Raw genomic sequence first — 22,836 nt, 5'->3', positions numbered from 1 at the left:
AATAATGGCCGCTAGTATAAAGATTTTGCGGGCGATATAATTTAGAAATAGTGACATTAAATAACTAAAAACTGACAAAACTATGTTTGAAACCATTGGCTGGGATGAAATCAAAAATTTTGAATATATGGACCAACCCATTATAGCCAAAATAGAGCAGGCTTGTGCTAGCCATGAAATTCCTTTACACACTCATCCCAAAGGGCAGCTAATTTTAGCTTTGCATGGTTATGTCACCTGTGAGGTATCTGCAAAAATGTGGATGGTGCCAACCCATAGTGCTATTTGGATCCCGGCAAATAAAGTTCATAGTAACCGCGCGTCAGATAACGCTGAGTTATGCCACTTATTTATTGATGGCAATATGCCCGGTATGCCACAAAATACCTGCACCTTGGCGATTACGCCCTTAGTTAAAGAGCTGATGTTTGCGCTTGCTGGGAGCAATCAGCATTACGGTTCACACAGCAAAACCGCCCGGCTTGCGCAGGTATTATTTGAGCAACTTACTGAGATGCCGATCCAGCATTTAGATTTTGTACTCTCTAAAAATAGGGTCATTCAGGCGATGAGCCAACAATTGATAAGTCAGCCTGGCGAGAGAAAAACTCTGCCGCAATGGGCCGAACAATTTGCATTAACAGAGCGCACATTGGCGCGACTGATTACAAAAGAAACCGGGATGACATTTGGGAAATGGCGCACTCAGCTGCATATTATTACTTCGCTGCAAGCGCTGTCAGATAGGCAAAGTGTGCAACAGGTTTCTGAATTATTAGGCTATGAGTCAGTAAGTGCGTTTATTACCATGTTTAAAAAAGTCATGAAAACATCACCGATGAAATATATGAACGGGTTAAATGCTTACTAATGATACTCACCTAAGCTCGGGATAATGATAACGTTATTTCTAATCTTGCAAGGACGGGATCCGCTAAGTCATTTTTTGTTGGGCTCGTTTATTGCGGGCGTAGCTTGCTGAGGCAATATTTCGGGACATACTTACGATTCTTTATACCACAACGCCCCTTTGGCTAAGGTTATCAGTTTGTGATTATTCAGTTGCCATAAGTGTCATGAGTAACATTCTTTGTGATCTAGGCATCACTTTAGTCATTTAGAATTATCTGATAGCGATAGTCATATATTGTTTATAACATTCATCGAGTTGGGTGTTTTGTATATCAATAATACTGGCTGAAGGAACCTTGTAAGCCACACTCGGTAGTCACTGTTTCATTTTTTTGTTGGAGATATCATCGTGAAAGAGGTTGCATTCCGTTGGGTAGATAAGTATCTGATCAACGTAAAACTACAGGAAAATTTTCTTGTTCTTTTCTTCACTGCATTGTTTGCTATTGTGGTTATTGGCGTGAGTTTGACTGACGCCGCATCTTCGCAGCGTACTGTGGAGGCGCAAAAACAAGTCGATGTGATTGCCAAATTGGCATCTGCTACTCAATTATCCGCAGCCGAATTGGCGCCAGTACTGCAACATTCCGCGATCAAAATTGACCGTAATACTGATATTTCAGCTCAGGTGTCAGGTCAGGATTATTCACTCAGTTATGTTGGTAGCAACAGCTTTTTGACTGGATTAGGCCTGTGGCACATCATTGCTATATGCCTTAGTTTATTGTTGATGCTTGTTTGCTCCCACTATATTAAGACGTTTATTGGCGGCGGCCTATTTCATATTTATGAAGCATTGAGAAAGTTAGCCGAGGGCGATCTTGCTGCTCGTATTGGTTATGCGCCATCACGAAATGAATTCAATTTGATCGCCAGAACCGTTGATCGGGTTTCAGAGCGAGAGCATCTGTTGGTGAAAACCACTCAAGAAGCGGTTGCGCTTATTCAACAAATTAGTGCCCAGTTACGTGTTCGTAGTGATGAAAATACCCAGTTGGCCAGCGTGCAGCAAGACCGCATTGATTCGCTAGCCAGTGCCACTGAAGAAATGGCGGTCTCGATCAGAGAGGTTGCCAGTCACGCCCAAGAATCGTCGACGCAAATATCGCGTGCAACAGAAAAAACCACGCAAGGACAAGCTCAGATCCAAAAAACATTAGTAGAGATTAATCATTTGGCTGGCGAAGTTCGTGGTGCCTCTGTTGCCGTTGCTGAACTCGATACCAGTGCGACTAAAATTGGTGATGTGATTGCAACGATTAATGCCATCTCCGACCAAACTAACTTGCTGGCCCTTAATGCTGCAATTGAAGCTGCTCGAGCAGGCGAACATGGCCGCGGATTCTCAGTGGTTGCCAGTGAAGTGAAAACCTTAGCGGGTAGAACTCAAACGGCGACAGTTGAGATCCAAAAAATCATTGAAACCCTGCAGACCAATAGTCAAAGTGTGATGAGCGTGATGGCGAAAACAGTCACCGAAGCGGGATCAAGCGAACAGTTGATGACTTATGCCAGCCAAAGTATTAGTGAGATTGCCGAGCAAAATCAGCATATCTCCGATAGAAGTTTAGAAATTGCCGCCGCGGCTGAAGAGCAAGGTGCTGTGGCCGATAATATTGCCAGTGATGTCGACTCGGTCAGAAGTAGCTCGATTCAAGTGATGGACTTAGTGACTACCACGGCTTCAGAAATCGAGCGTTTGAGCCGTCAGGCGGATGTGTTGGAAGGTTTAATGAAGGATTTGATTGTTTAAGCATTTATTTAAGCATTAATTTAAGCATTAATTTAAGTATTTATTGGGGCGATTTCAGTTATTGGCGTCGCCCTCTTAATGGTGTTATTTCTCATGGTGATGCTTTGCGGTCACCTAACTCAAGATTAATGATTAAGGTTATTTTTTTGGCGGTAATATAATAAGGGCAAGAATTACCTCAATAGCGCCTAGCTTAAGCGGATTTCAACATTAGCCGATAGGTTTGCCCAGTTTGGTTTTCGGCCCAGTGGCCCGAGATGAAGCAACATGGCCATGCATAGACACTCCATATAGCACAGTGGTTCCACATCAACTAGCTTGCGTTGACAACATATTAGGGAGCCTTTACCTAATACCCTATCCCCATTACGGCTGAATTGTCTTCTGTAGTGAAGCATCCAGAGTGGCTTGGACATCAAATTTTGATAGGCCTCTATTAATAATCGCTAGCCACTTTTCCCCCTGCGGATTATTACCAAATGCAATGTGTAAACTCTTCTGTTTTAGAACTTTTTTGTTCATTTGCACAAGGGAGGTAATTTTTGCTACTTGTGGATCTGACTTCAAATACTGGTAGACATTGACGTCAATCACTATGGTATCAATACGTCCAGCTGCCAATTTCAATATGTTTTGTCTCTCATTGTTGGCTGTTTCATATTTCTGACTTCCATCAAGTATCATTTTATCGATTTTTACCGTATTCACAAAGCCATTAACAACCCCTAATACATATTGGTTTAAGTCACTTTCTTTACTCCAAACGATAGGCTTTGCTTTACGTTCAAGTAAGCCTATCGGACTCATTCCTAAAGAATTAGAAAATAGAAAATCATTTGAAGTCATCATATATTCAGGGAAATAACCAACAATGTTGCCTATCTTCACCATTCGTATGGCACGATTCCAGGGTAAAACCGTGACGTTAAGCTTATGCCCTTCATAGCTTAATGCTTGTTCAACTATTTGACTGGTAATTCCAGCATCAATTAATTGTGATCCTGTGAATGGTGGCCATTCAAGAGTGGAGAGTTCCAGTGTTTCAGTCATAGCGTTACAAGATATTATCAAAGTCAATAATGCACTTAAGCATAAGATGTTGAACCTAGCTGATAACGCTGAAATCATTTTGGCTCCCTAACCTATTACCTTGTTGTTATAAAACTATAAATTCTAATGATTAATATCAATAATCAATAGAGCGACACTGTCACTCAGACACTAGAACAGCATAAAAATGAGTAATAGAAACAATAATTAATCTGTCGTATAGATTTAATTGTAGTTGGGATTGATGACATTAGGATTGCTTTAACCATATAAAAATTATTATGTTAATTTTTCATGCAAGCAAGTGTGATATTTGGCTATATCAATAGATTAAAATGTTATTACCGTTAGTCGGCTTTATCTATAAATGCCTGTGCAATTTTTTGCCATTCTGATATCTTTCGCGCAATCTAATGTGGGGTTGTATCCAAAGATATTTTGCAGCAATTACCGCGTTAAAAAATGCACGTTAACGCTGTTTATTTTGGGTTGCCTATCTATGGTTAGCTTACTGAATTTTCGCATATTTGTTTCATCTAAAACGCTAAAAAAAGGGCTGACGAGCTTGTCGTTAGCCATTGCCGCAGGACTTTGTTTTAACCTTACGGCGCAAGAATCAAACACGCCTATCACTGTCCCACCGAGTGTGACCATACCGCTGCAGACTTACGCAGATGAAACATTACCGCTTAAAGCGCAAAATACCGAAGAAGTGCAAACTAAAGTGCGTTTTGCGAAAACGGCCAATTTTGATCCTGATTCTGTGGTTAAAATAGCCCGCCGACTAGCCCAAAAACCGTATGGGGTTCTTAATGATCCATTACCGCCTGGTTTGGCCAAAATCTCTTATGATGAATATCGCGATATTCGCTTTAAGCCAGAAGCCTCCATTTGGAAAGCCGAAGGCTTGCCTTATCAAATGCAGCTATTTCATCGTGGTTTCTATTTCCAAGATTTAATTGAAATTGCCTTGGTCGAAGGCAATCAAGCCACCCATTTGGCCTATAATTCGGGATTTTTTACTGCTGGCGATGTGCTTAGCCAAAAGTTACCGACACAAGATATTGGCTATTCAGGTTTACGCATTCATTACCCGCTGAATAACCCAGCGTATTTTGATGAATTAATGGTATTCCAAGGGGCGAGTTATTTCCGTGCCTTGGGTAAAGGTAGCGATTACGGCTTGTCTTCAAGGGGCTTAGCGTTAAATACCGCAGAGCCTGAAGGCGAAGAATTTCCGATATTTCGCGCCTTTTGGGTTGAACGCCCAAACAGTGACAGCAATTTAATCGTGGTGCATGCATTGCTAGACAGTCCTAGCGTTGCTGGGGCGTATCGATTCTCTGTTAGGCCTGGCGATAATACTCATATCGATGTGGAAGCGACCTTATTTCCGCGCAAAGAGTTAGTCAAAGTGGGCTTGGCTCCTAGCACGAGTATGTTTTTACACTCGATGAATGGTCGTCAAAACACCGATGATTTTCGGCCTGAAGTGCACGACTCCGATGCGCTATTAATATTAAACGGTCGTGGCGAACGCTTATGGCGGCCATTGGCTAACCCAAAGCAATTACAGGTGAGTGCCTTTATGGATAACTCGCCTCAAGGTTTTGGCTTAATTCAACGCGAACGCAGTTTTGAAGCTTATCAAGACCTCGAAGCTCACTATGAACGTCGCCCAAGTTTATGGGTTGAACCGGTCGGAAATTGGGGTGCAGGTGAGGTGGTGTTGACCGAAATACCGACTGATTCTGAAATTCATGACAATATCGTCAGTTATTGGAAACCCAAACAACCTATCGCCGCAGGCAGCGAGTTTCATTTTACCTATCGTTTAATTTGGGGTGATGAGCCCGAAGTAGATGATGGCACTGTTATTGTTGCGCGCACTGCTAGCGGCCGAGCTGATATTGCTAAAGCCACGCCAAGGCGCTTGTTTGTTGTCGACTATCAAGTTAAAGCCGGCAATAACGATGAAATGCCCGTTGTGAAAGTCCAAAGTTCAGCGGGCGTTATCACCAATGTAGTCGTGTCTCGTCAGCCAAAAAACAATGGTTATCGTTTGGCATTTGAAATGGACCCACAAGATGCGGAATTGATTGAGCTGCGTGCTGAGCTTAAGTTTACTGGCCCACGCGAAGTCGAAACCTGGCTTTACCGTTGGACTCGGTCATAGCAAACATGATGCAGACTGAATCTATTACTCGCGACACTATTACCCGCGACACTATTACCCGCGATACTAGGATAAGCGACACTAGGATAAGCGACACTAGGATAAGCGACACCGAAATCAACTTGGTCGGCGGCGCAGTGATGCCACTAGAGCGACCAAGCCCAATGGCGCCGCAGAGTTTACGCGTGCTGTCTGAAGGCATGCCGCGTAAAAGCACCATTGCCAATGGGGTAAAGTCTGACGGCTTACGTCGATTTTGGGTGGTTGGGAGTGCTTTTATTATCTCGGTGATGGCGATTTATGAAATGGTGTCGGTATTTAATGTCGGCGGTATTACGCCGCTTGAATACATCGTTTTAGTCTTGTTTGCGGTTAACTTTTGTTGGATAGCGTTGGCATTTAGTGGTGGCATAGCAGGCTTTGTTATTCTATTGAAAAGCACCTCATCTGTACCTACGGCAACCGTAGCGCTGCATACCCGAACCGCGATATTAATGCCGACTTATAACGAATCACCCGATCGTGTTTTTGCCGCAGTTGAAGTGATGGCCATGGCGCTGGCGGCGTCGGGCGAAGCACATGCTTTTGACTGGTTTATATTAAGTGACACTACCGATCCCGATATTGCGTTGGCTGAAGAGCAGGCTTTTTTGATTTTGCGTCATCAAGTGAGCAAAGATGCGCGGGTTTATTACCGACGTCGTCGTAAAAATGATGCCCGTAAAGCCGGTAACGTGGCCGACTTTTGTAAACGTTGGGGCGCCAGATACGATCACCTTTTGGTGCTAGACGCAGATAGTTTAATGGAAACCCATACTATCGTTAGCCTTGCTCAGCGCATGCAGGCCGATCCAGACGCCGGACTTATCCAAACCATTCCGTATTTAATCAATGGCAATACCTTAATGGCGCGGTTACAGCAATTTGCTGCGCGAATTTATGGTCCTGTTATTGGTACGGGGCTATCTTGGTGGGCGCACAAAGAGGGTAACTTTTGGGGTCATAATGCCATCATTCGTACTCAGGCATTTATGAGCGCCGCAGGCTTGCCCAATCTTGCAGGTAAACCGCCTTTTGGTGGCCATATTATGAGCCACGACTTTGTTGAAGCGGCCTTGATCCGCCGTGCGGGTTGGAGTGTGGTAATTGCCGCAGACCTGCCAGGCTCTTATGAAGAATGCCCGCCGTCCATTGTCGATTTAGCCGTGCGCGATCGACGTTGGTGCCAAGGTAATTTACAGCACACTCGAGTGTTGTTTACTAAAGGGTTGCATTGGGTTAGTCGCTTACATTTACTCACCGGAATTATGGCCTATTTGTCATCACCGTTTTGGTTAATGCTGATCTTGTCTGGATTAATGCTGGCGTTACAGGCACATTTTATTCGCCCAGAATATTTCACCGATCAATTCTCATTGTTTCCGACCTGGCCAGTGATGGACTCAGATCGTGCCTTGCGGTTGTTCTATATCACCATGGGGATATTGTTCGGCCCCAAAATTCTTGGGGTGGTGTTATTACTGAAAAATAGCACCATGAGTAAGCAATTAGGTGGCAGAGGCAAAGCCATGATTAGCGTGGTAGTTGAGGTGATTTTGTCGGCACTCATTGCGCCAATCATGATGCTAATCCATTGCGGTGCAGTACTATCGATTTTAGCAGGACGCGATAGCGGTTGGTCGCCACAACGACGTGACGACGGCAGCTTACCCTGGTTAACCCTGATTTACCGCCATCGTTGGCACATGTTGGTTGGTGCGCTATTAGGTTACGCTGCGGTGCTGGATTCACTTACCTTACTGGCGTGGATGAGCCCGGCATTAATTGGTTTGTGGCTGGCGGTGCCGCTTTCTGGCATGACAGGATCAGAGCGTTTGGGGTTGTGGGTCAAGCGTCTGCAAATTTTGGCCACACCGGAAGAAATGTGTGCGCCAAAGCTCAGCCTAGACTCGTTATCTCGCCGTGAAGATTATATTAACGCCATTGCTCAGCCGTGGACCTTATCAACACTGCTGCAAGACCCAGAGTTAATGGAGCTTCATTTAGCCATTATTGATAAAAAACCTCATCGCTTACCAGGTTCTGCGGTTGAGTCGCTCGAAGCGATTACTCGCGTTAAAGTGCAAGAGGCACAATGCCAACACAACATTGCCAACCTTTTTACGCGTCAAGAATTGGCCTATTTACTGGGTAACCCTTTATTGTTAAAACAATTACAAAAGCTGCCTGAGGAGTTTGTTATCGAGGGCTTAGTGTCTTTTTGTTAGCTGATTTTTGGGCGGATTATCCTGCTCGGATAATCAATGACCTACAAAATAAGATGGTGGATTCAATTCACCATTTAGGCGCTACATTGGTGGTAACGTGTCGTCGCACCCCCTTAAACTGACCTTTTTGTTAAACAAGGTTGGACAAGGCGTTCTGGCACGTAGAAACGATTGTTTAATCCGCCTCGGCCTAGATGTGAACGACCCAGCGACGCTTTGTCGATTAAGCTGATAAAAAATCTATTTTACCAACAGGTTAGTTAACACACTTTGTCGTGCTAATGCCGTTGACCTTGCTTTTATTCATCAACGCCCCCCTTTGAAAGCTTAATTAGCGTAAGCCGAAAATCTTGTTCGGCTGACGCTATTGCTTGCTAATTTAGGGGACTATATTTGGGGATAATATTTAGGGGGCTATATTTAGGGGACAATATTTTGATTAATCCTAAATAGATTGGCGGGGTCGAATTGCTGTTTTATGCTTTTGAGCCGAGCAAAGTTCGAGCCATAGGCTTCGCCAATACTGTTGTCATCGCCTTCTGGGATAAAATTCACGTAAATACTGCCCATTGAATATTGAGTTAACTTTGCATGTAACTGCCGCGCCCATTGTCGACAAAGATCGTCGTCTTGTGCATGTTGCCAGCGGGTGTGAATATTCATGGTGAAGTGTGCATTACGATTGAGCCAGGGCGTTGCGTGCGGCGCCACCTTTGTCATCGCCCCGCCAAGGTGAGCAATAAAAATTTCACACTCATCGCTGGGTAAGGTTTGGATGGCGTGTGCTATTTCGGTCACGGTTTCAGTGTTGAGCTGCGCCATATCAAGACTTTTCCAATAATTTCTGGCGCCTTCGGCTAACAAGGGATCAAATGCGGCTTGCCAATCAACAAACGGCATCGGCCCCACCACGTCGGCAATGGGTTGGCCAATTTTTCTAATTTCTGCTGTGGCAGCCTGACCTTGGGCAATATCGCCCACATAACACATAGCCAATACTACCACTTCTTTACCATGCCACTCTTCCGGTAAAAACGGTAAAGGTGGTGCTTTGCGCATCACCACCCAACAACTGAGTTCTTCAGGAGCCTTATCGATGGCGGCTTGATACTGTTGCAGCACGTTTTTCACATCATTAAAGGGGTGCACTACCATGCCGGCTAATACCTCTGGGCCAGCTAGATGCAAATTAAATTCAAATTCAGTGACCACACCAAAATTACTGCTACCACCCCGTATTGCCCAAAAGAGATCGGCATGTTGATTAGCATTAACCTCGAGTAGTTCGCCTGTTGCGATAACCAGCTTAGCCGAGCGCAGACTATCGATGGTTAAACCAAATTTTCGGGTTGTCCAGCCAAAACCACCACCTAGGGTCAACCCCGCAATCCCCGTGGTTGAATTGATCCCAGTTGGCACCAGCAGACCATATTGTTGCGTCGCCTTGTCTACATCCGCTAAGGTTGCGCCGGGACTGACTTTGACGGTTTGCTGTTGTTGGTTAACGATAACATCTGTCATCGCTTGAAAATCAATCACCAGTCCACCGTCCGCTAATGCCTTACCGGCGATATTATGGCCGCCCGATTTTATCGCTAACAAAATGCCATGGGTACGGGCGAAATTGACAGCTTTGACTACCGCTTGTTCATCGCTAACGCGAACAAATAAACTCGGTTTTTTATCTATCATGCCATTCCATAGGGCGCGGGCGTCATCATATTTTTCTGAGTCAGGCATGATGATCTCTCCCGATAGAGAGCTGTTAATGTCGCTTTTCTTTAAGGCTACAGCCGTGCCATCCATTTTTTTAAAACGTATTGTATTCATATGCTTATTACTCCTATCCATTACTGCTCTACTTCAAGATTATCGTTCTATATTCGAGGTTTTGAATAAGCTATAAACATCAGTGTTTACCCAGTCATTGCATAATGATGCCGAGATCAAAACCACCCAATCCAGTAGGTCATTGAATTTTATTGAATTGACCTTGAATACTGATTTTTACGGGGCAAGGCTTTGATAATCAGCAGTGAGCACGGTTATCTGCCCGCCATGTAAAAAGCATAGTTTATCTTGGGTGGTATACCGCGAATAGTGAATAGCCATTGCGCTTTAATTAATGTCCAATCGTCCATTTATTAACCTAAACTTTGAACGCGAGTAAAAAAATTGAGTAATGAAGCTCTCAATAAAACCAAATTGAACAAACAAGAATTGTGCAAAGCTAGCTTTTGCATAAATTAAAGGATGATTGATATGGATATATTGTCAAAAGTACTCGATACCATACATATAAAAGGTGCGCTCTATTTTGAAGTGGAAGCGGCAGAGCCATGGGTATTAGTTAATCCAACGATGAATTTAATTGGTTCTTTTATGTTGACCGAAGTAGAACATGTTATTCCTTTTCATATTATGTTGGACGGCAACGGCTGGGTAAAATCTGACAATAAGCTGATGGCACCATCAAGACTTGAATCTGGCGACGTCGTTATGTTTCCTAAGGGTTCAAGCCATTCCTTGACATCCAACATCAATAATTGGCAGGGAATAGCAGCGGATGCCCGTTTTTATCAACAAACTGCTGCAAAAAAACAACCGTTTACATTAGTAAAAATTGGTGAAGAAGGTGAGCGCTCAAAACTTATTTGCGGCTATATCGGTTTTAATGCCCAGCCCTTAAATCCGCTGTTAAAGACCTTACCAGACATGCTGGTGGTCAAAGAGCATGTGGGTAGTGAGGGGGTGATGAAGCAATTACTCGTTTCTACCTTAAGTGAAATGCGCAAGTCCAGTGAGGGGGCGCGCAATATTGTCACTAAGTTAAGTGAATTAATTTTTACTCAGGCCTTAAGGCAACACATGGAAAATCTTGCGGACACGCAGGGCCAAAGTTGGCTCGCGGCCATGAAAGATGAGCACATAAGCCGGGCGCTGATATTGATCCATCAAGAGCCGTTTAAAAAATGGAACCTAGCAATACTCGCTATTGAGTGTGGCATGTCCCGCTCATCACTGGCGGAGCGATTTAATCATTATGTTGGACAACCACCGATGCAATATATCAATCGCTGGAGAATGCAACTGGCTTCAAAGCTATTATCTGATGGCATGAGTATTGTGTGCGTTGCTGAGCACGTGGGTTATAGTTCAGAATCGGCCTTTCAAAAAGCCTTTAAACGTTATGTTGGCCTGACTGCTGGCGAATGGCGAGCCAAACAACAAAAAATGCTGACAAATAGTTAAATGACAAAACGCCAGTTAAGTTATTGCATCATGTAGATCATATCGTTATGGGTAGGCGCTTTGATGCGGATGAAGGCCGTACGGCCTAGTTTATTTTTATTGTGTCGTTTTGATTTAACCAAAATCACTGCAGTAAAAAAGCCCTGTCGGTTAATGTCGCCAGAGCTTTTTACCATTGACCACGTTACAACAGCATTATGCTTTTGGTGACGGGCACCCAAGATAGTCTTTTAGTGTTGCGTTAAATAAGGTGGCTTTTATGTCTACCGATAGATCTGTTGCGCTATTTGAAGTGGCACCTGCTTTGGGTAAATGTTGTAGCATATAATCAGGTGAGTAATCTGGTTCAGCCACCGTGGCGACCCATTCACAAGCTGTTTTTTTTTGTTCTGACGCAAGAAACTCCGCAAGCTTTTGCTCAAAATGTTGTTGTTCAAGAGCTGATAGCTTCCAAATAGAGTTTTTTTTAATTAACTCTACCACTGCGTGTGATGGCTTGTGGGTGACCCGTAGAGTATCAAAATACACATATGCGCCGGCTAAAAAATAGCCGTTAATTGCCGCGTTATAGTCTTGTGATTGTATACAAGCAGCAACAGAATGAAACAGCACAACAGGTGTTGTGTGATTATTCAATTGGCTAGGCATTAAGCAGTTTACTTCACTAGGTGGTTTAGCGTAATCAGGGATCACCACCGCGACTTCAGGTTCTGCTGGAGACGGCGTGCACGCCGGAATAAGCCTTTCATCTAATACTTTTATTTCCCAGTCATCTTTATTGCTAGGTCCATGCTGTGCGGATACGACGTAACGCATGCACTCTTTGGCTAATAGCGGATAAACTAATGTCGAAGAGGCTTTTTTGCTGCGTAGTGGTCCTGTGGTGCTTAGGTGTACAGTGTGATATCCCGGTTTAATATTTTTTGTCAGCTTACCGCTTTGAAAAGCACCATCAATGGCGATAATCTCAACATTATAATTGTCAGCATCTGATATCTTACTTTGACTACCATCAATCATGGCGTAAGGCGTCGACTGGCATCCTACTAAAACAAAACAACTGATAATTAAGGGTAATTTCATATTTTTTTACTTTTATATTAAGGTGACAACATGAATAAACACACTCTAAAAGACAAAGCGTGCGACGTATTTACCTAGATTGAGTTTTACCAATGGGTTGCAGAAAGCAGAAGGGCCAACATTGCCTATGTGAATAGGCCTTAACAATATTATGTTAGTTGGTGAAGCACTTTCCATAGCACTCATCTTGTTTTACTAATGTAGTTTTTTTGTTTCATTTTAGTCAAGGTGATTATTCATTTCGATATCACTTATTGTTGGCTAAGCCATTAGGTTATAGCTTGTTAATCGTAATAATTACCACATTAAGGTGGTTACTTAATCTTACAATAACAATAGGTGATTATGTAATCGTTATAGATTGTGAGCTAAACATTTATCAGTCATAATTTTAATCAATAATTTATCAAAAACATGCATTAAAATATTTTATGGCTGCAGCGCATTCATCAGACATCAATAACCTTTGTTCACGCAGTCGCGATAGACTGTCGTGGCTTAGATGTACCCTGCGACGTAGCCAACAAGAGGCGGTGGCGTCGTCTACCATGACCGCCACCAGTGATAATTTTTTTAATGCCTATGCGATCTTTTTAGGAGCAAGCCTTGGTCAGATGGGCTGGGTAACAGGCTTACCTCAGCTGTTTGGTGCTATGGCACAACTGTTATCTGTTTGGTTGGCGAGTCATTTTAGCCGTCGGCAGTTCATTGTTGCATGTGCGGTATTGCAGGCTGTTGTTGTATTGGCAATGGGCGCGCTAGCGGCGTTTAGGCCAGATAATGCTGTGTGGATATTTATTGGTTTGGCGGCGCTATATCAAGGGTTTATCAATCTCATTCAGCCACATTGGCGTGCATGGATGGGCATGATAGTACCGCAGCGTCGTCGTGGCGCCTTTTTTGCTTCACGCACCCGTTTAACCATGATGGCCTCGCTGAGTGTGTTCTTTGTCGGCGGTGGCATATTAACGCTAACCGACTCAGTGCAAATGGCGTGGTTGGGTTTTAGTTTACTGTTTTCGATTGCGGCAATGGGCCGGTTTGTATCGGCTTGGTTATTGTTGCAAATGCACGACCCTGAACCGAGAGTGGCGAAAGCACCTGGGGTGTTTAAACAAACATTTGGTAATTTCCGCGAAGCTTGGAAAGATAAAACCTTCCGCCATTACAGCTTATTTGTTGCTAGTATGCAGTGCATGGTCGCCATTTCGGCACCATTTTTTGCGGTATACATGCTTGAAAATCTGCATTTTAGCTATTTTGAATTTGTCCTTTCTAGCGTGGCTTCTATTGTTACTCAGTTTATTACTTTGCGATTTTGGGGCCGATTTAGCGATCTATACGGTAATAGGTTAGTGATGATCATCACCAGCTGTTTAATTCCAAGTTTGCCATTATTATGGTTATTCTCAGATAATTATTTATACATTCTCGCCATTCAAGCTTTTGCCGGTTTTGGTTGGAGCGGCTTTACCTTAAGTACCGCCAATTACCTTTACGATATTCGACCCTTTCGCAGTGACTTTGCTATTTATGCCGCATTACAGGCTGCATTGAGTGCGAGTTTTGTGTTTGTTGGCGCGATGGTGGGAGGAATAATTGCCTCGTATGCAGCAGCGTTTTTAATCTGGACAGGTTTAAACGCTTGGTTATCCAACCCAATATTTTTGGTGTTTATGGTATCGACCACCATGCGATCGCTGGTGGCATTGTGGTTTATTCCGCGCTTAGTTGAACCCAAAGCGCGCCCAAGGCCGCAATTACTGACACTTATTTTCCGGATCCGTGGTTTTAATGCCATATCGGGTGTCAGTTTAGATTGGTTAACCGTCGCTAAGAAAAAGCGCGATAAAGATAAGTAACTTCAATGTGACATATCAACGGTTATCAAGCCGCGGTTGTCGCGCGACGAGTGCTGCATTCACTCGCTCATTCCAAATTGAGATCGTTACAGTTGGTAATCAAAAAACTTGCGTTTATCGGGCCCTGAGGCATTGGCGCTAATCTTGTTGGGGTGTTTATATTCATCCCAGCTGGCCACATTACGGCCCATATTTAGCTGCGGAAAATTCAGTTGTGGAAATTGAAGTAGCGGAAATTCAACCTCATTTGGCTGAGGCAAGCCGATAAACTGCAATAGCGCGGCAAAGCTGCCTGCAACACTAATATCAATGGATAAAAAGTCATCGCGACCAGCAAAATAACTGAACACTTGTTGCTGGTGGCGTTGATAACAGGCTGTTAAATGGGCTTCATCAAGTGCATCGTCAACCTGCCCTATATCAAAACAATGCTTAAAACTGCGCTTCATCAGCGGATGAAAGCGGCCATGGTGTTTATCTAAATGCACTAACATTCTGCTGAGTAACATTTGCATCGACGGCAGCCACTTATCTACCGGCCTATCTAAATAAACAAACTTTGCCTTGGGGAATAACACATCAAGCTGCTGATAATCACTAAAGCACGGCGCATCCGACACCGCATCGGCCAACATAAACGCCTGCTTAGTAAAGGCTTGGTGGGCCACCGTTAACCCTTTCTCAAGCAAGGCTACACTCACGCTGGTAGTACCCGTTCGCGGCAAGCCGATAATAAACACTTTATGGGGCAGCTTATTTGCCAAAGTCGGTTTAGGCATAGCGGCTTGTGGTGATGTTGATATTTCAGTCGGCTTGGATGTCATTAATTACAGTCGCATTGGGTTATAGAAATTGAAGGTTATAGAGACAGTAAATGATTATACCGAAATGCCAGCCAAGGTGTTATTGAGCTTGCTCATGGGAGTCATGAGGCAATTAACCATCCTATTCGCCTCATTTGGTGAGGCGAATAACTTGCTATTTGCTTAAATCGCCATACCTACTCAGTTAACGAAGAAGTAACTATAAAAATCTGTTTGCCCACCACTAGTCTTTGGCATTGACTACATTTTAGTTGTTGGCATTGGGGAATAGTGTTGTTCTTCCTGAAAAAGTCTGAAAAGTGTGCTGCTGTTAGGGGGGGGGAATAGTCGATTTTAAAGGGATTATTGAGCAGAGTTTGAATCATCGGCTCAAGTTATCTGGTTCACAGCTTAACTCTGAGTGAAAGGGAAATCTTAAGCTAATTGATATTATAGTATCCGAAATTCTTATTTTTGCTGAAAATAGACTCTATAGTATCGAGTCTTATGTGACGATAGAACCTGAAGCCAAACAATGATCCGTTAGCGTATACCTCAACATAGCGAGTTGGACTATGTTCCCATTATTCTATTAAAAATAGGAATAGAGTCCTATTTTTCGATCTTCGATTTGCTAATTATTAAATGTAGGACTATATTCCCACTATATGTTTAAAAATGGGAATATAGTCCTATTCTAGGTGGTTGTATGGCAAGGCGAGACTTACATAGTGTGCTGTTTCCAAAGCAGCGCAAAATTCTCACTCTTTTTGGTGAGGATTTGCTGCTAGCGATGAAGCGACGTGGATTGACAAAAAAAACGCTCTGCGAGCGAACCGGGTTTGACCATAAAACCGTGAACAAAGTGTTTGATGGTGATCCGGGCGTGGCTATAGGAACCTATTTGAAAATTATGGCTGTGCTGGGCATGGAAAACAATTTTTCTGAACTGGCTGCGCATGACGAATTAGGCATTAAGCTGCAAAACATTAAACTACTGGAAGGTTCAGCATGAGCCGAGAATTGGTAGAAGTATATGCTGATTGGTATCCAATCGAGAAGCCGATATTAATTGGTCAGCTGGCATATAGTGATTCAAGCCGAGGCGGTATCTTTAGCTTTGCCTACGATAAAGCCTTTTTAACATCACCATACTGTTTGCAAATTGACCCCTTGCTTACCCTGCATTCAGGTGAGTTATACAATGATGACGTCGATAAAAACTTTCGCGCCTTTGTAGATTCATCCCCAGATCGCTGGGGTCGTATTCTTATGCAGCGTAGAGCGGCTATTGAATGTCGTAAAGGTATTAGACCGAGCAATCGTTTAACTGAACTGGATTATTTACTCGGTGTGCATGACTCCTACCGAATGGGTGGTATTCGCTTTAAAAAATCAGGCTCCCATAATTTTTTGGATAACAACACCGATTTTGCCGCGCCACCAATGGCATCGTTACGTGAGTTAGAGCATGCCGCCATTCAAATCGAAAAAGACGACAATATAGAAAGTGACGAATATTATCACTGGCTGAAAATGCTTATTTCTCCGGGCTCTTCTTTGGGTGGAGCAAGGCCAAAGGCCTGCGTCACTGACGAGAGAAATCACCTGTGGATTGCCAAATTTCCAAATTTAAATGATACCTGTGATGTAGGCGCATGGGAGATGGTGTGCTACGAACTTGCGTTAGCGGCCAGCGTTGAAATGTGCCCTAGTGAGATCCGAAAATTTTCGACGCAACACCATACCTTTTTGACCAAACGTTTTGATCGGATTGGTGGTAAACGTCTGCATTTTTCATCAGCAATGACTCAACTTCAGTATTATGATGGTGAGCATTCGCACGGTGCCAGTTATCTTGAAATAGCTGAGTTTCTTTCTAACCAGGGATCACAAACGAAAACCGATCTTGCCCAATTATGGCGACGGATAGTGTTTAATATTGCAGTGTCTAATACAGACGATCACCTTCGCAATCATGGTTTTCTATTAACAGGCAAGGGGTGGAAGCTATCACCCGCTTACGATTTAAACCCTATAGTGGGTAAACAAGGACTTCACCTGAACATTACAGAATCAGACAATGCGTTGGACTATCAGCTTGCATTTGATGTAATCGATTTTTTTAGGCTAACTCAAATCGAAGCAACACAAATTTACGATGAGGTTTTAAATGGAGTTAGGCAGTGGCAGCAAGTTGCCCAGCGTTTAGGGATCAGTCGGGCAGAGCAAACCATGAAGCAAGAAGCCTTTAATGTTTGATAAGCTTTTGAGGAAAACATCGTTCTATTCATTTTTACGCTATGTCAGTCAGCATACTTGAGCGACGTAAAGCTTATTACGCGATACTAGAGTCTACCCAACAGGGCCCCCTCGATATTACACCTTGGCTATTATGGTTTTTAGACACCTTAAATGATGCTGTTCAACACACACTCGATAACATTGAACAAACCATTGCGAAAACCCAATTCTGGCTTCGTGTCAATCGACGCTTACTCACCCCAGCGTTAACAACAGAACAAGTTAAGGTGCTAAACCGGCTACTAGAGGGTGACTTTAGTGATGGGATCAGCAGTAGCCAATATCAAAAAGTCGCTAAAGTCAGCCGCGCAACCGCAACCGCAACCCGCCATTTAGCTCAACTAGTCGAACAACAGTGTTTGGTCAAAACCGGCGCCGGTGGTAGAAGTACAAGATATGTGTTGGTGCTGTGATGTAATCGGTTTTCTGTAAGTATTTCATTGATAAATAATATGATTCTTAGTAGTAACATGCTCTTATTGCTATGGTATATTCTTAGCGTCTTCACTTTCAAAAGGCCTATCTGACATGGAACAAGTTGGTATTTATGAAAAGCTTATTACTCAGCTGATAGATAAAAGCATTAATCGTGATGTGTTCTATTTAGGTGAGCGGCCATTAGAAAGCGCTGAGGCCAGTGTTTGGCTGTCGAGGTTTTTGACCAAGATAATGGAGAATGCCATTGGTGCAATCCCTAGCGGAGATAATCAACTCACAGAGCAAATCAGCTTGGCAAATAAGTTAGTGCTTTGGTTAAAAGATCATGTTCAAGATGATCAATTGATCACTGAGAACTTACTCGATAGTAAAGGCCGTATATTAACGGCGCTATTTGATAAAAAAAATCCCATCTCTACAGACTTTCCTGCGTTTACTAAAGCCATTTATCCGCTAACAGGATTAAGCCAAAGTGAACTTTTTTGTGGTAGCAATGCCGGAATTTCTTTAGACACCGAATTAAAGCGCGAGATCCGCTCAGCAGATAAAATTTATTGGTTAGTGTCTTTTATTAAGTGGGCTGGCATTCGGATTTTTAAAAATGAGCTTGAAGAATTCACTCGAAGTGGCAAAAAGCTGCGGATCATCACGACATCTTATATGGGGGCTACAGATGCTAAAGCGGTCGAATTTTTAGCGAGCTTACCTAACACTGAAGTTAAATTGAGTTACAACACCAAGCGCGAGCGCCTGCATGCGAAATCTTATTTGTTTTTGCGCAATACAGGATTTCACACCGGTTATATAGGGTCATCGAATTTATCGCATTCTGCGTTGACGAGTGGTCTTGAATGGAATTTAAAAATAACCACCCAAGAAATCCCTCACATAATCGATAAATCCCTCAACACCTTTGAGTCATATTGGCAATCCAGTGAATTTGAATTATTTGATGGCAATATTGAAGCTAAAAACAAACTTCATGAAGCATTACGTGAGGCTAAAGGTAGTTATAGCGAAAGCAGCACCTTTCATTTTGATATAAAACCCTTTGCACATCAGCGAGAAATTCTTGAGCAGTTAAATGTTGAGCGTAGTATTCATCAGCGGTATAAAAATCTAGTAGTTGCGGCAACGGGCACTGGTAAAACGCTTATTTCTGCCTTTGATTTTGCACGTTTTTATAAACAGCATCCAGAAGCTAATTTCTTATTCGTGGCTCATCGACAAGAAATTATTAAGCAAGCTTTGTCTGCGTATCGTGGTGTATTGAAGAATAATCAGTTTGGTGAGTTGTGGGTTGCTGAGCATAAGCCTAATAGCTACCGGCATTTGTTTGCTTCGATACAAAGCTTAAATTTGCAATTATCAAGCTTACCGCTCACAGCTGATTTTTATGATTATATTGTGATAGATGAAGTGCACCATATTGCAGCCAGTAGTTATCGAGGATTGCTAGAACATTTCTCTCCGCATATCTTGCTAGGGTTAACCGCCACGCCGGAGCGGCATGATGGACAAAATATCCTTAATGATTTTTGTGGGGTAATCGCTGCAGAAATTCGTTTGCCCGAAGCAATCAATCAGCGCTATTTATGTCCTTTTCAGTATTTTGCTATTGATGATGATACTGACCTTCGCCAAATAAAATGGCATCAAGGGCGATATGACATAGCAGAGTTAAGTCATTTATATACTCATAATGAACAACGAGTCACGCGCATTATTAGAAGCCTTAATGACACTGTCACTGATGTTCGTCAGATAAGAGCCTTAGCATTTTGTGTCAGTAAGCAGCATGCCGAATACATGGCGAGTAAGTTTAACCTAGCCGGTATTAGTGCAGATGTACTCACCAGTGATAATAGTCATGAACGACAGCAAAAACGCCAGAGTTTAATCAGCAGTAATATACAAATTTTGTGTGTAGTCGATATTTTTAATGAAGGTGTCGATATTCCAGAAGTTGATACATTATTGTTTTTACGTCCAACCGAAAGCTTAACCATCTTTTTACAGCAGCTAGGGCGTGGGTTGCGGTTAACTGATGATAAACAGTGCTGTACGGTATTGGACTTTGTGGGCAACTCTCGTGATGAATATGATTTTTCACAAAAGTTTAGAGCGCTGGTTGGCAAAACGAATCAATCGATTAAAGATGAGATAACTAATGATTTTCCTCATTTGCCATTAGGCTGTCGTATTGAGCTAGAAGAGCAGACTCAGGCAATGATTTTGCGAAATATTAGTCGTGCAACTATGAATGCTAGCAGGTTGCGACAGCTCATTAATAATTTCGAGCACCAGAGTACATTGACGTTAACATTGACGAATTTTTTAAATTTTAATCCGCACGTTAATTTAGAAGATATTTATAAGCTAAAAATGAGTTGGTTAGAACTCGTTGAGAGTACGAATAAAAATCAAATTAACGAACCTAATTTAGCTCTTCATCTTGCCAAAGCCTGCTATCGCGCAATAAATTATCATCTGCTCACGTGCAGTTCTATCTCATACTTACAGTTTTTAAAGCAGTTAATTATCGATAATTTCAGTTTTGATGATAACGATGCCACACAGTGCAAGTTTGCATTAATGTGCCATTATAATTTTTGGGATAAGTCAGGAGCCGAGCTAGGTTTTACAAACCTTAAGCAAAGTTTAGCTGCGTTGAGGCATACTCAATTACAAGCAGAACTTCTAGATGTCATAGCGTTACTTATCGATCGTATCCATCATCATGAACTTGAAATGCATATCCCCACATTAGATGTCTTAAAAGTGCATTCAAGATATACCAGAGAACAAATACTCGCAGCCAGTGGAGCCAGCTCCTTTGATAGAAAATCCACCGCCCGTGAAGGCGTTTTAGTTCTTAAGGAGCTTAATGTTGAATTGCTGTTTGTGACCTTGAAAAAGTCAGTAAAGCAGTTTTCTCCCACGACTATGTATCATGATTATGCGATTAACGAGTCGCTATTTCATTGGCAATCTCAAAATAGTGCAAGACCAGAATATGGAAGAGGTTTGGGCTATATTGAGCATCAAAAGATGGGCCGTAAATTGATTCTGTTTGTGCGAGAGCAAGCGAAAGATGAAAACGGCCGAACCATGGGCTTTGTCAATTTTGGAGAAGTGATTTACAGGGAACGCGCTGGGGCACAGCCAATGAATATAACCTGGAAATTAATGACTCCTATGCCAGATGCTATGTGGCATGAAACTGCGAAATTAGCCGTAGGATAAGCTAACCATATCGTCCTCTTCAGCTGTTGAAAACAGGATGTTTTCGTCAAACCCCCATGGATGGGTTTACGGCGTGTTGCAGAGGACTATGTGGTGGGCGGATTACCGAATAAACCTGTCGATAACTCATTATATAATATTAGCTTTTTAGATCTTAGAGGGTTTAGGTTCGCAATGGTTAAAAATAAAAATGGCAGCCATGTTGGCTGCCATTTTTATTGATGCTAGTGAATCACTTTCGCCAAAACCAAAACCAAAGCAGAGGCTAGTTAATTGCCATCGATAGGAAGTAACCAACAACCGTTGCACTACCTACTCCGATAAACCCAGGAATAATAAAGCTATGGTTGAGTACGTATTTACCAATGTGAGTGGTGCCGGTTCTATCAAAACTAATGGCCGCTAAATCGCTTGGGTAGAATGGAAAGAAGAAGTAGGCATAACAAGCTGGCAGTACCCCGATTAATACCGGTGCTGGGATGCCGAGTGAAAACCCTAATGGCAACATAATGGTTAATACTGCGGCCTGACTTTTTAAGAATATCGATGACACAAACATCGCGATAGCAAATGTCCATGGATAAACACTGACAATGTCGCTTACCGCGCTCACCAAAAAGGTTTTATGGTGTTCGATGATGGTGTCACTCATCCAGGCTATACCGAAGATAATAATCACTGCAGTCATACCGGCGGTAAACACGTTACTGGTGACAATTTTTTTCGGTGATATATTAGTGGCCAGTAATATCAAGCCACCGACGGACAGCATCATAAACTGAATGGCTACCGACATTTTTACGCCATCTGGCAGCACTTGCTTGCTAAACATCGCCACCATGATAACGGCAAGAATACCGAGTAAGAACACGATTAAGCCTTTCTTTGCCGTCGACTTAGCTTGTGGGGTTTGTTCTGCGTCAGTGGTTGGATCTGTTAATGCTTCACGAAATTCTTCATCAGTCAGGCGCGCCTGAAACTGTTCATCTTTATCTAAATCTTTACCGCGCTTTAAACTCCAAGTACACGCCAATAGCAAACCCGTTAAGGTAGCTGGAATGGTCACCATCAGTACATCAATTAAGTTAATATCAAGATTATTATCAACGGCAGTGGCAAGCACCACAGCCGCTGCGGCTGCAATTGGGCTAGCAGTAATACCCATTTGTGAAGCTACGGTTGCCATGGCTAATGGACGTTCAGGTCGAATACCTTTCTTGTATGACACATCGTAAATAACAGGAAGAAGGGGATAAACGGAATGGCCGGTGCCAACAAGTACTGTTAAAGAATAAGTACAAAGTGGGCCTAAAAAAACGATATGTTCAGGATGTTTACGTAACAGCTTTTCCGCAAACGTTACCAACAGCTTTAAACCGCCGGTGGCTTCTAATGTCGCCGAGGCAGCTACAACCGCCAGAATAATTAACATTACGCTGACCGGAGGTGTGCCTGGTGCAATACCAAAGACAAATGCGAGTACCGAAACGCCTAATCCACCAAGTAAACCAAAGGCAATACCGCCGTGGCGTATACCAACAAATATCACCGCCAATAACAGCAGCATGTGTATATAAAACATTGTGTTCTCTCCCAATGGATTTAGGCATTAGTTAGCCTTGAGAAGGTATATCACAATGTATTTTTCCGTTAGTGATTTAATTCAAGTAATTGAGTTGTATGTTATTGC

Annotated in this window: 14 protein-coding genes and 1 pseudogene; 10 read left to right on the top strand and 5 right to left on the bottom strand. The window is 42.9% G+C overall.

Annotation, left to right across the window (positions count from 1 at the left end; all coding sequences use genetic code 11):
* Nucleotides 1–82: 82 nt before the first annotated feature.
* Both AAEZ02_RS00300 and AAEZ02_RS00295 read left to right on the top strand, forming a co-directional pair.
* Nucleotides 83–871: an AraC family transcriptional regulator gene (locus AAEZ02_RS00300; RefSeq protein WP_101033293.1), complete on the top strand. Its 789-nt coding sequence runs from the start codon at nucleotides 83–85 to the stop codon at nucleotides 869–871.
* A gap of 390 nt (nucleotides 872–1,261) precedes the next feature.
* The gene (locus tag AAEZ02_RS00295) at nucleotides 1,262–2,665 is read left to right on the top strand and encodes a methyl-accepting chemotaxis protein (protein ID WP_101033292.1); all 1,404 of its coding nucleotides are present in this window, start codon (nucleotides 1,262–1,264) and stop codon (nucleotides 2,663–2,665) included.
* Nucleotides 2,666–3,031: 366 nt separating this feature from the next.
* On the opposite strand, the gene AAEZ02_RS00290 is transcribed toward AAEZ02_RS00295, so the two are convergent.
* Nucleotides 3,032–3,793 (bottom strand): substrate-binding periplasmic protein, encoded by a 762-nt coding sequence (locus AAEZ02_RS00290; protein WP_351121546.1) that lies wholly within the window; start codon nucleotides 3,791–3,793, stop codon nucleotides 3,032–3,034.
* A gap of 421 nt (nucleotides 3,794–4,214) precedes the next feature.
* Here AAEZ02_RS00290 and AAEZ02_RS00285 point away from each other — a divergent pair, with 421 nt between their 5' ends.
* Together AAEZ02_RS00285 and mdoH are read left to right on the top strand one after the other, a co-directional pair.
* Entirely contained in the window at nucleotides 4,215–5,891 is a 1,677-nt protein-coding gene (locus AAEZ02_RS00285; RefSeq protein WP_351121543.1) for a glucan biosynthesis protein G, read from the top strand.
* A gap of 8 nt (nucleotides 5,892–5,899) precedes the next feature.
* Nucleotides 5,900–8,158: a glucans biosynthesis glucosyltransferase MdoH gene (gene mdoH / locus AAEZ02_RS00280; RefSeq protein ID WP_351121540.1), complete on the top strand. Its 2,259-nt coding sequence runs from the start codon at nucleotides 5,900–5,902 to the stop codon at nucleotides 8,156–8,158.
* Nucleotides 8,159–8,578: 420 nt separating this feature from the next.
* On the opposite strand, the gene AAEZ02_RS00275 is transcribed toward mdoH, so the two are convergent.
* Entirely contained in the window at nucleotides 8,579–9,988 is a 1,410-nt protein-coding gene (locus tag AAEZ02_RS00275) for an FAD-binding oxidoreductase (protein ID WP_124012808.1), read from the bottom strand.
* Between the two features lie 432 nt (nucleotides 9,989–10,420).
* On the opposite strand from AAEZ02_RS00275, the gene AAEZ02_RS00270 reads away from it, so the two are divergent.
* Nucleotides 10,421–11,410: an AraC family transcriptional regulator gene (locus AAEZ02_RS00270; protein WP_350978380.1), complete on the top strand. Its 990-nt coding sequence runs from the start codon at nucleotides 10,421–10,423 to the stop codon at nucleotides 11,408–11,410.
* Between the two features lie 195 nt (nucleotides 11,411–11,605).
* Here the strand turns inward: AAEZ02_RS00270 and AAEZ02_RS00265 are convergent, their stop codons facing one another.
* The gene (locus AAEZ02_RS00265; RefSeq protein WP_124012807.1) at nucleotides 11,606–12,493 is read right to left on the bottom strand and encodes a hypothetical protein; all 888 of its coding nucleotides are present in this window, start codon (nucleotides 12,491–12,493) and stop codon (nucleotides 11,606–11,608) included.
* A 431-nt stretch (nucleotides 12,494–12,924) separates the two neighbouring features.
* Between AAEZ02_RS00265 and AAEZ02_RS00260 the strand changes: the two genes are divergently transcribed.
* A complete protein-coding gene (locus AAEZ02_RS00260; RefSeq protein WP_351078618.1) occupies nucleotides 12,925–14,355 on the top strand; it encodes an MFS transporter in 1,431 nt (476 codons plus the stop codon).
* Between the two features lie 86 nt (nucleotides 14,356–14,441).
* Here the strand turns inward: AAEZ02_RS00260 and AAEZ02_RS00255 are convergent, their stop codons facing one another.
* Complete coding sequence (locus AAEZ02_RS00255) at nucleotides 14,442–15,134, bottom strand: sulfotransferase family protein (RefSeq protein ID WP_351088300.1); 693 nt, start codon at nucleotides 15,132–15,134, stop codon at nucleotides 14,442–14,444.
* Between the two features lie 733 nt (nucleotides 15,135–15,867).
* On the opposite strand from AAEZ02_RS00255, the gene AAEZ02_RS00250 reads away from it, so the two are divergent.
* The 4 genes and pseudogenes from AAEZ02_RS00250 to AAEZ02_RS00235 all read left to right on the top strand — a co-directional run bounded on the left by AAEZ02_RS00250 (nucleotide 15,868) and on the right by AAEZ02_RS00235 (nucleotide 21,146).
* Nucleotides 15,868–16,173, top strand: a complete 306-nt coding sequence (locus AAEZ02_RS00250; RefSeq protein WP_124012805.1) for a helix-turn-helix domain-containing protein — start codon at nucleotides 15,868–15,870, stop codon at nucleotides 16,171–16,173.
* Nucleotides 16,170–17,420: a type II toxin-antitoxin system HipA family toxin gene (locus tag AAEZ02_RS00245; protein ID WP_351078621.1), complete on the top strand. Its 1,251-nt coding sequence runs from the start codon at nucleotides 16,170–16,172 to the stop codon at nucleotides 17,418–17,420. Before AAEZ02_RS00250 ends, AAEZ02_RS00245 begins: the two co-directional genes overlap by 4 nt.
* A 20-nt stretch (nucleotides 17,421–17,440) precedes the next feature.
* Nucleotides 17,441–17,875 (top strand): annotated as a pseudogene (locus tag AAEZ02_RS00240) (Fic family protein); the annotation flags it as partial.
* Nucleotides 17,876–17,990: 115 nt separating this feature from the next.
* Nucleotides 17,991–21,146, top strand: coding sequence for a DUF3427 domain-containing protein (locus tag AAEZ02_RS00235; RefSeq protein WP_351121536.1), 3,156 nt, complete (start codon nucleotides 17,991–17,993; stop codon nucleotides 21,144–21,146).
* A gap of 265 nt (nucleotides 21,147–21,411) precedes the next feature.
* On the opposite strand, the gene AAEZ02_RS00230 is transcribed toward AAEZ02_RS00235, so the two are convergent.
* The gene (locus AAEZ02_RS00230) at nucleotides 21,412–22,728 is read right to left on the bottom strand and encodes an anaerobic C4-dicarboxylate transporter (RefSeq protein WP_124012802.1); all 1,317 of its coding nucleotides are present in this window, start codon (nucleotides 22,726–22,728) and stop codon (nucleotides 21,412–21,414) included.
* Nucleotides 22,729–22,836 lie beyond the last annotated feature (108 nt).

The sequence above is a fragment of the Shewanella sp. T24-MNA-CIBAN-0130 genome, assembly GCF_040310185.1.
In the GTDB taxonomy this organism is placed as follows: Bacteria; Pseudomonadota; Gammaproteobacteria; order Enterobacterales; family Shewanellaceae; genus Shewanella; species Shewanella psychromarinicola.
This window is presented reverse-complemented; position numbering and strand designations above follow the sequence as displayed.

Excerpts from the sequence above, each read along its gene's own strand:
- AAEZ02_RS00300 (WP_101033293.1), top strand. The coding sequence starts at position 83 with ATGTTTGAAACCATTGGCTGGGATGAAATCAAAAATTTTGAATATATG.
- AAEZ02_RS00290 (WP_351121546.1), bottom strand. The coding sequence starts at position 3,793 with ATGATTTCAGCGTTATCAGCTAGGTTCAACATCTTATGCTTAAGTGCA.
- AAEZ02_RS00285 (WP_351121543.1), top strand. The coding sequence starts at position 4,215 with ATGGTTAGCTTACTGAATTTTCGCATATTTGTTTCATCTAAAACGCTA.
- mdoH (WP_351121540.1), top strand. The coding sequence starts at position 5,900 with ATGCAGACTGAATCTATTACTCGCGACACTATTACCCGCGACACTATT.
- AAEZ02_RS00275 (WP_124012808.1), bottom strand. The coding sequence starts at position 9,988 with ATGAATACAATACGTTTTAAAAAAATGGATGGCACGGCTGTAGCCTTA.
- AAEZ02_RS00270 (WP_350978380.1), top strand. The coding sequence starts at position 10,421 with ATGGATATATTGTCAAAAGTACTCGATACCATACATATAAAAGGTGCG.
- AAEZ02_RS00265 (WP_124012807.1), bottom strand. The coding sequence starts at position 12,493 with ATGAAATTACCCTTAATTATCAGTTGTTTTGTTTTAGTAGGATGCCAG.
- AAEZ02_RS00260 (WP_351078618.1), top strand. The coding sequence starts at position 12,925 with ATGGCTGCAGCGCATTCATCAGACATCAATAACCTTTGTTCACGCAGT.
- AAEZ02_RS00255 (WP_351088300.1), bottom strand. The coding sequence starts at position 15,134 with ATGCCTAAACCGACTTTGGCAAATAAGCTGCCCCATAAAGTGTTTATT.
- AAEZ02_RS00250 (WP_124012805.1), top strand. The coding sequence starts at position 15,868 with ATGGCAAGGCGAGACTTACATAGTGTGCTGTTTCCAAAGCAGCGCAAA.
- AAEZ02_RS00245 (WP_351078621.1), top strand. The coding sequence starts at position 16,170 with ATGAGCCGAGAATTGGTAGAAGTATATGCTGATTGGTATCCAATCGAG.
- AAEZ02_RS00235 (WP_351121536.1), top strand. The coding sequence starts at position 17,991 with ATGGAACAAGTTGGTATTTATGAAAAGCTTATTACTCAGCTGATAGAT.
- AAEZ02_RS00230 (WP_124012802.1), bottom strand. The coding sequence starts at position 22,728 with ATGTTTTATATACACATGCTGCTGTTATTGGCGGTGATATTTGTTGGT.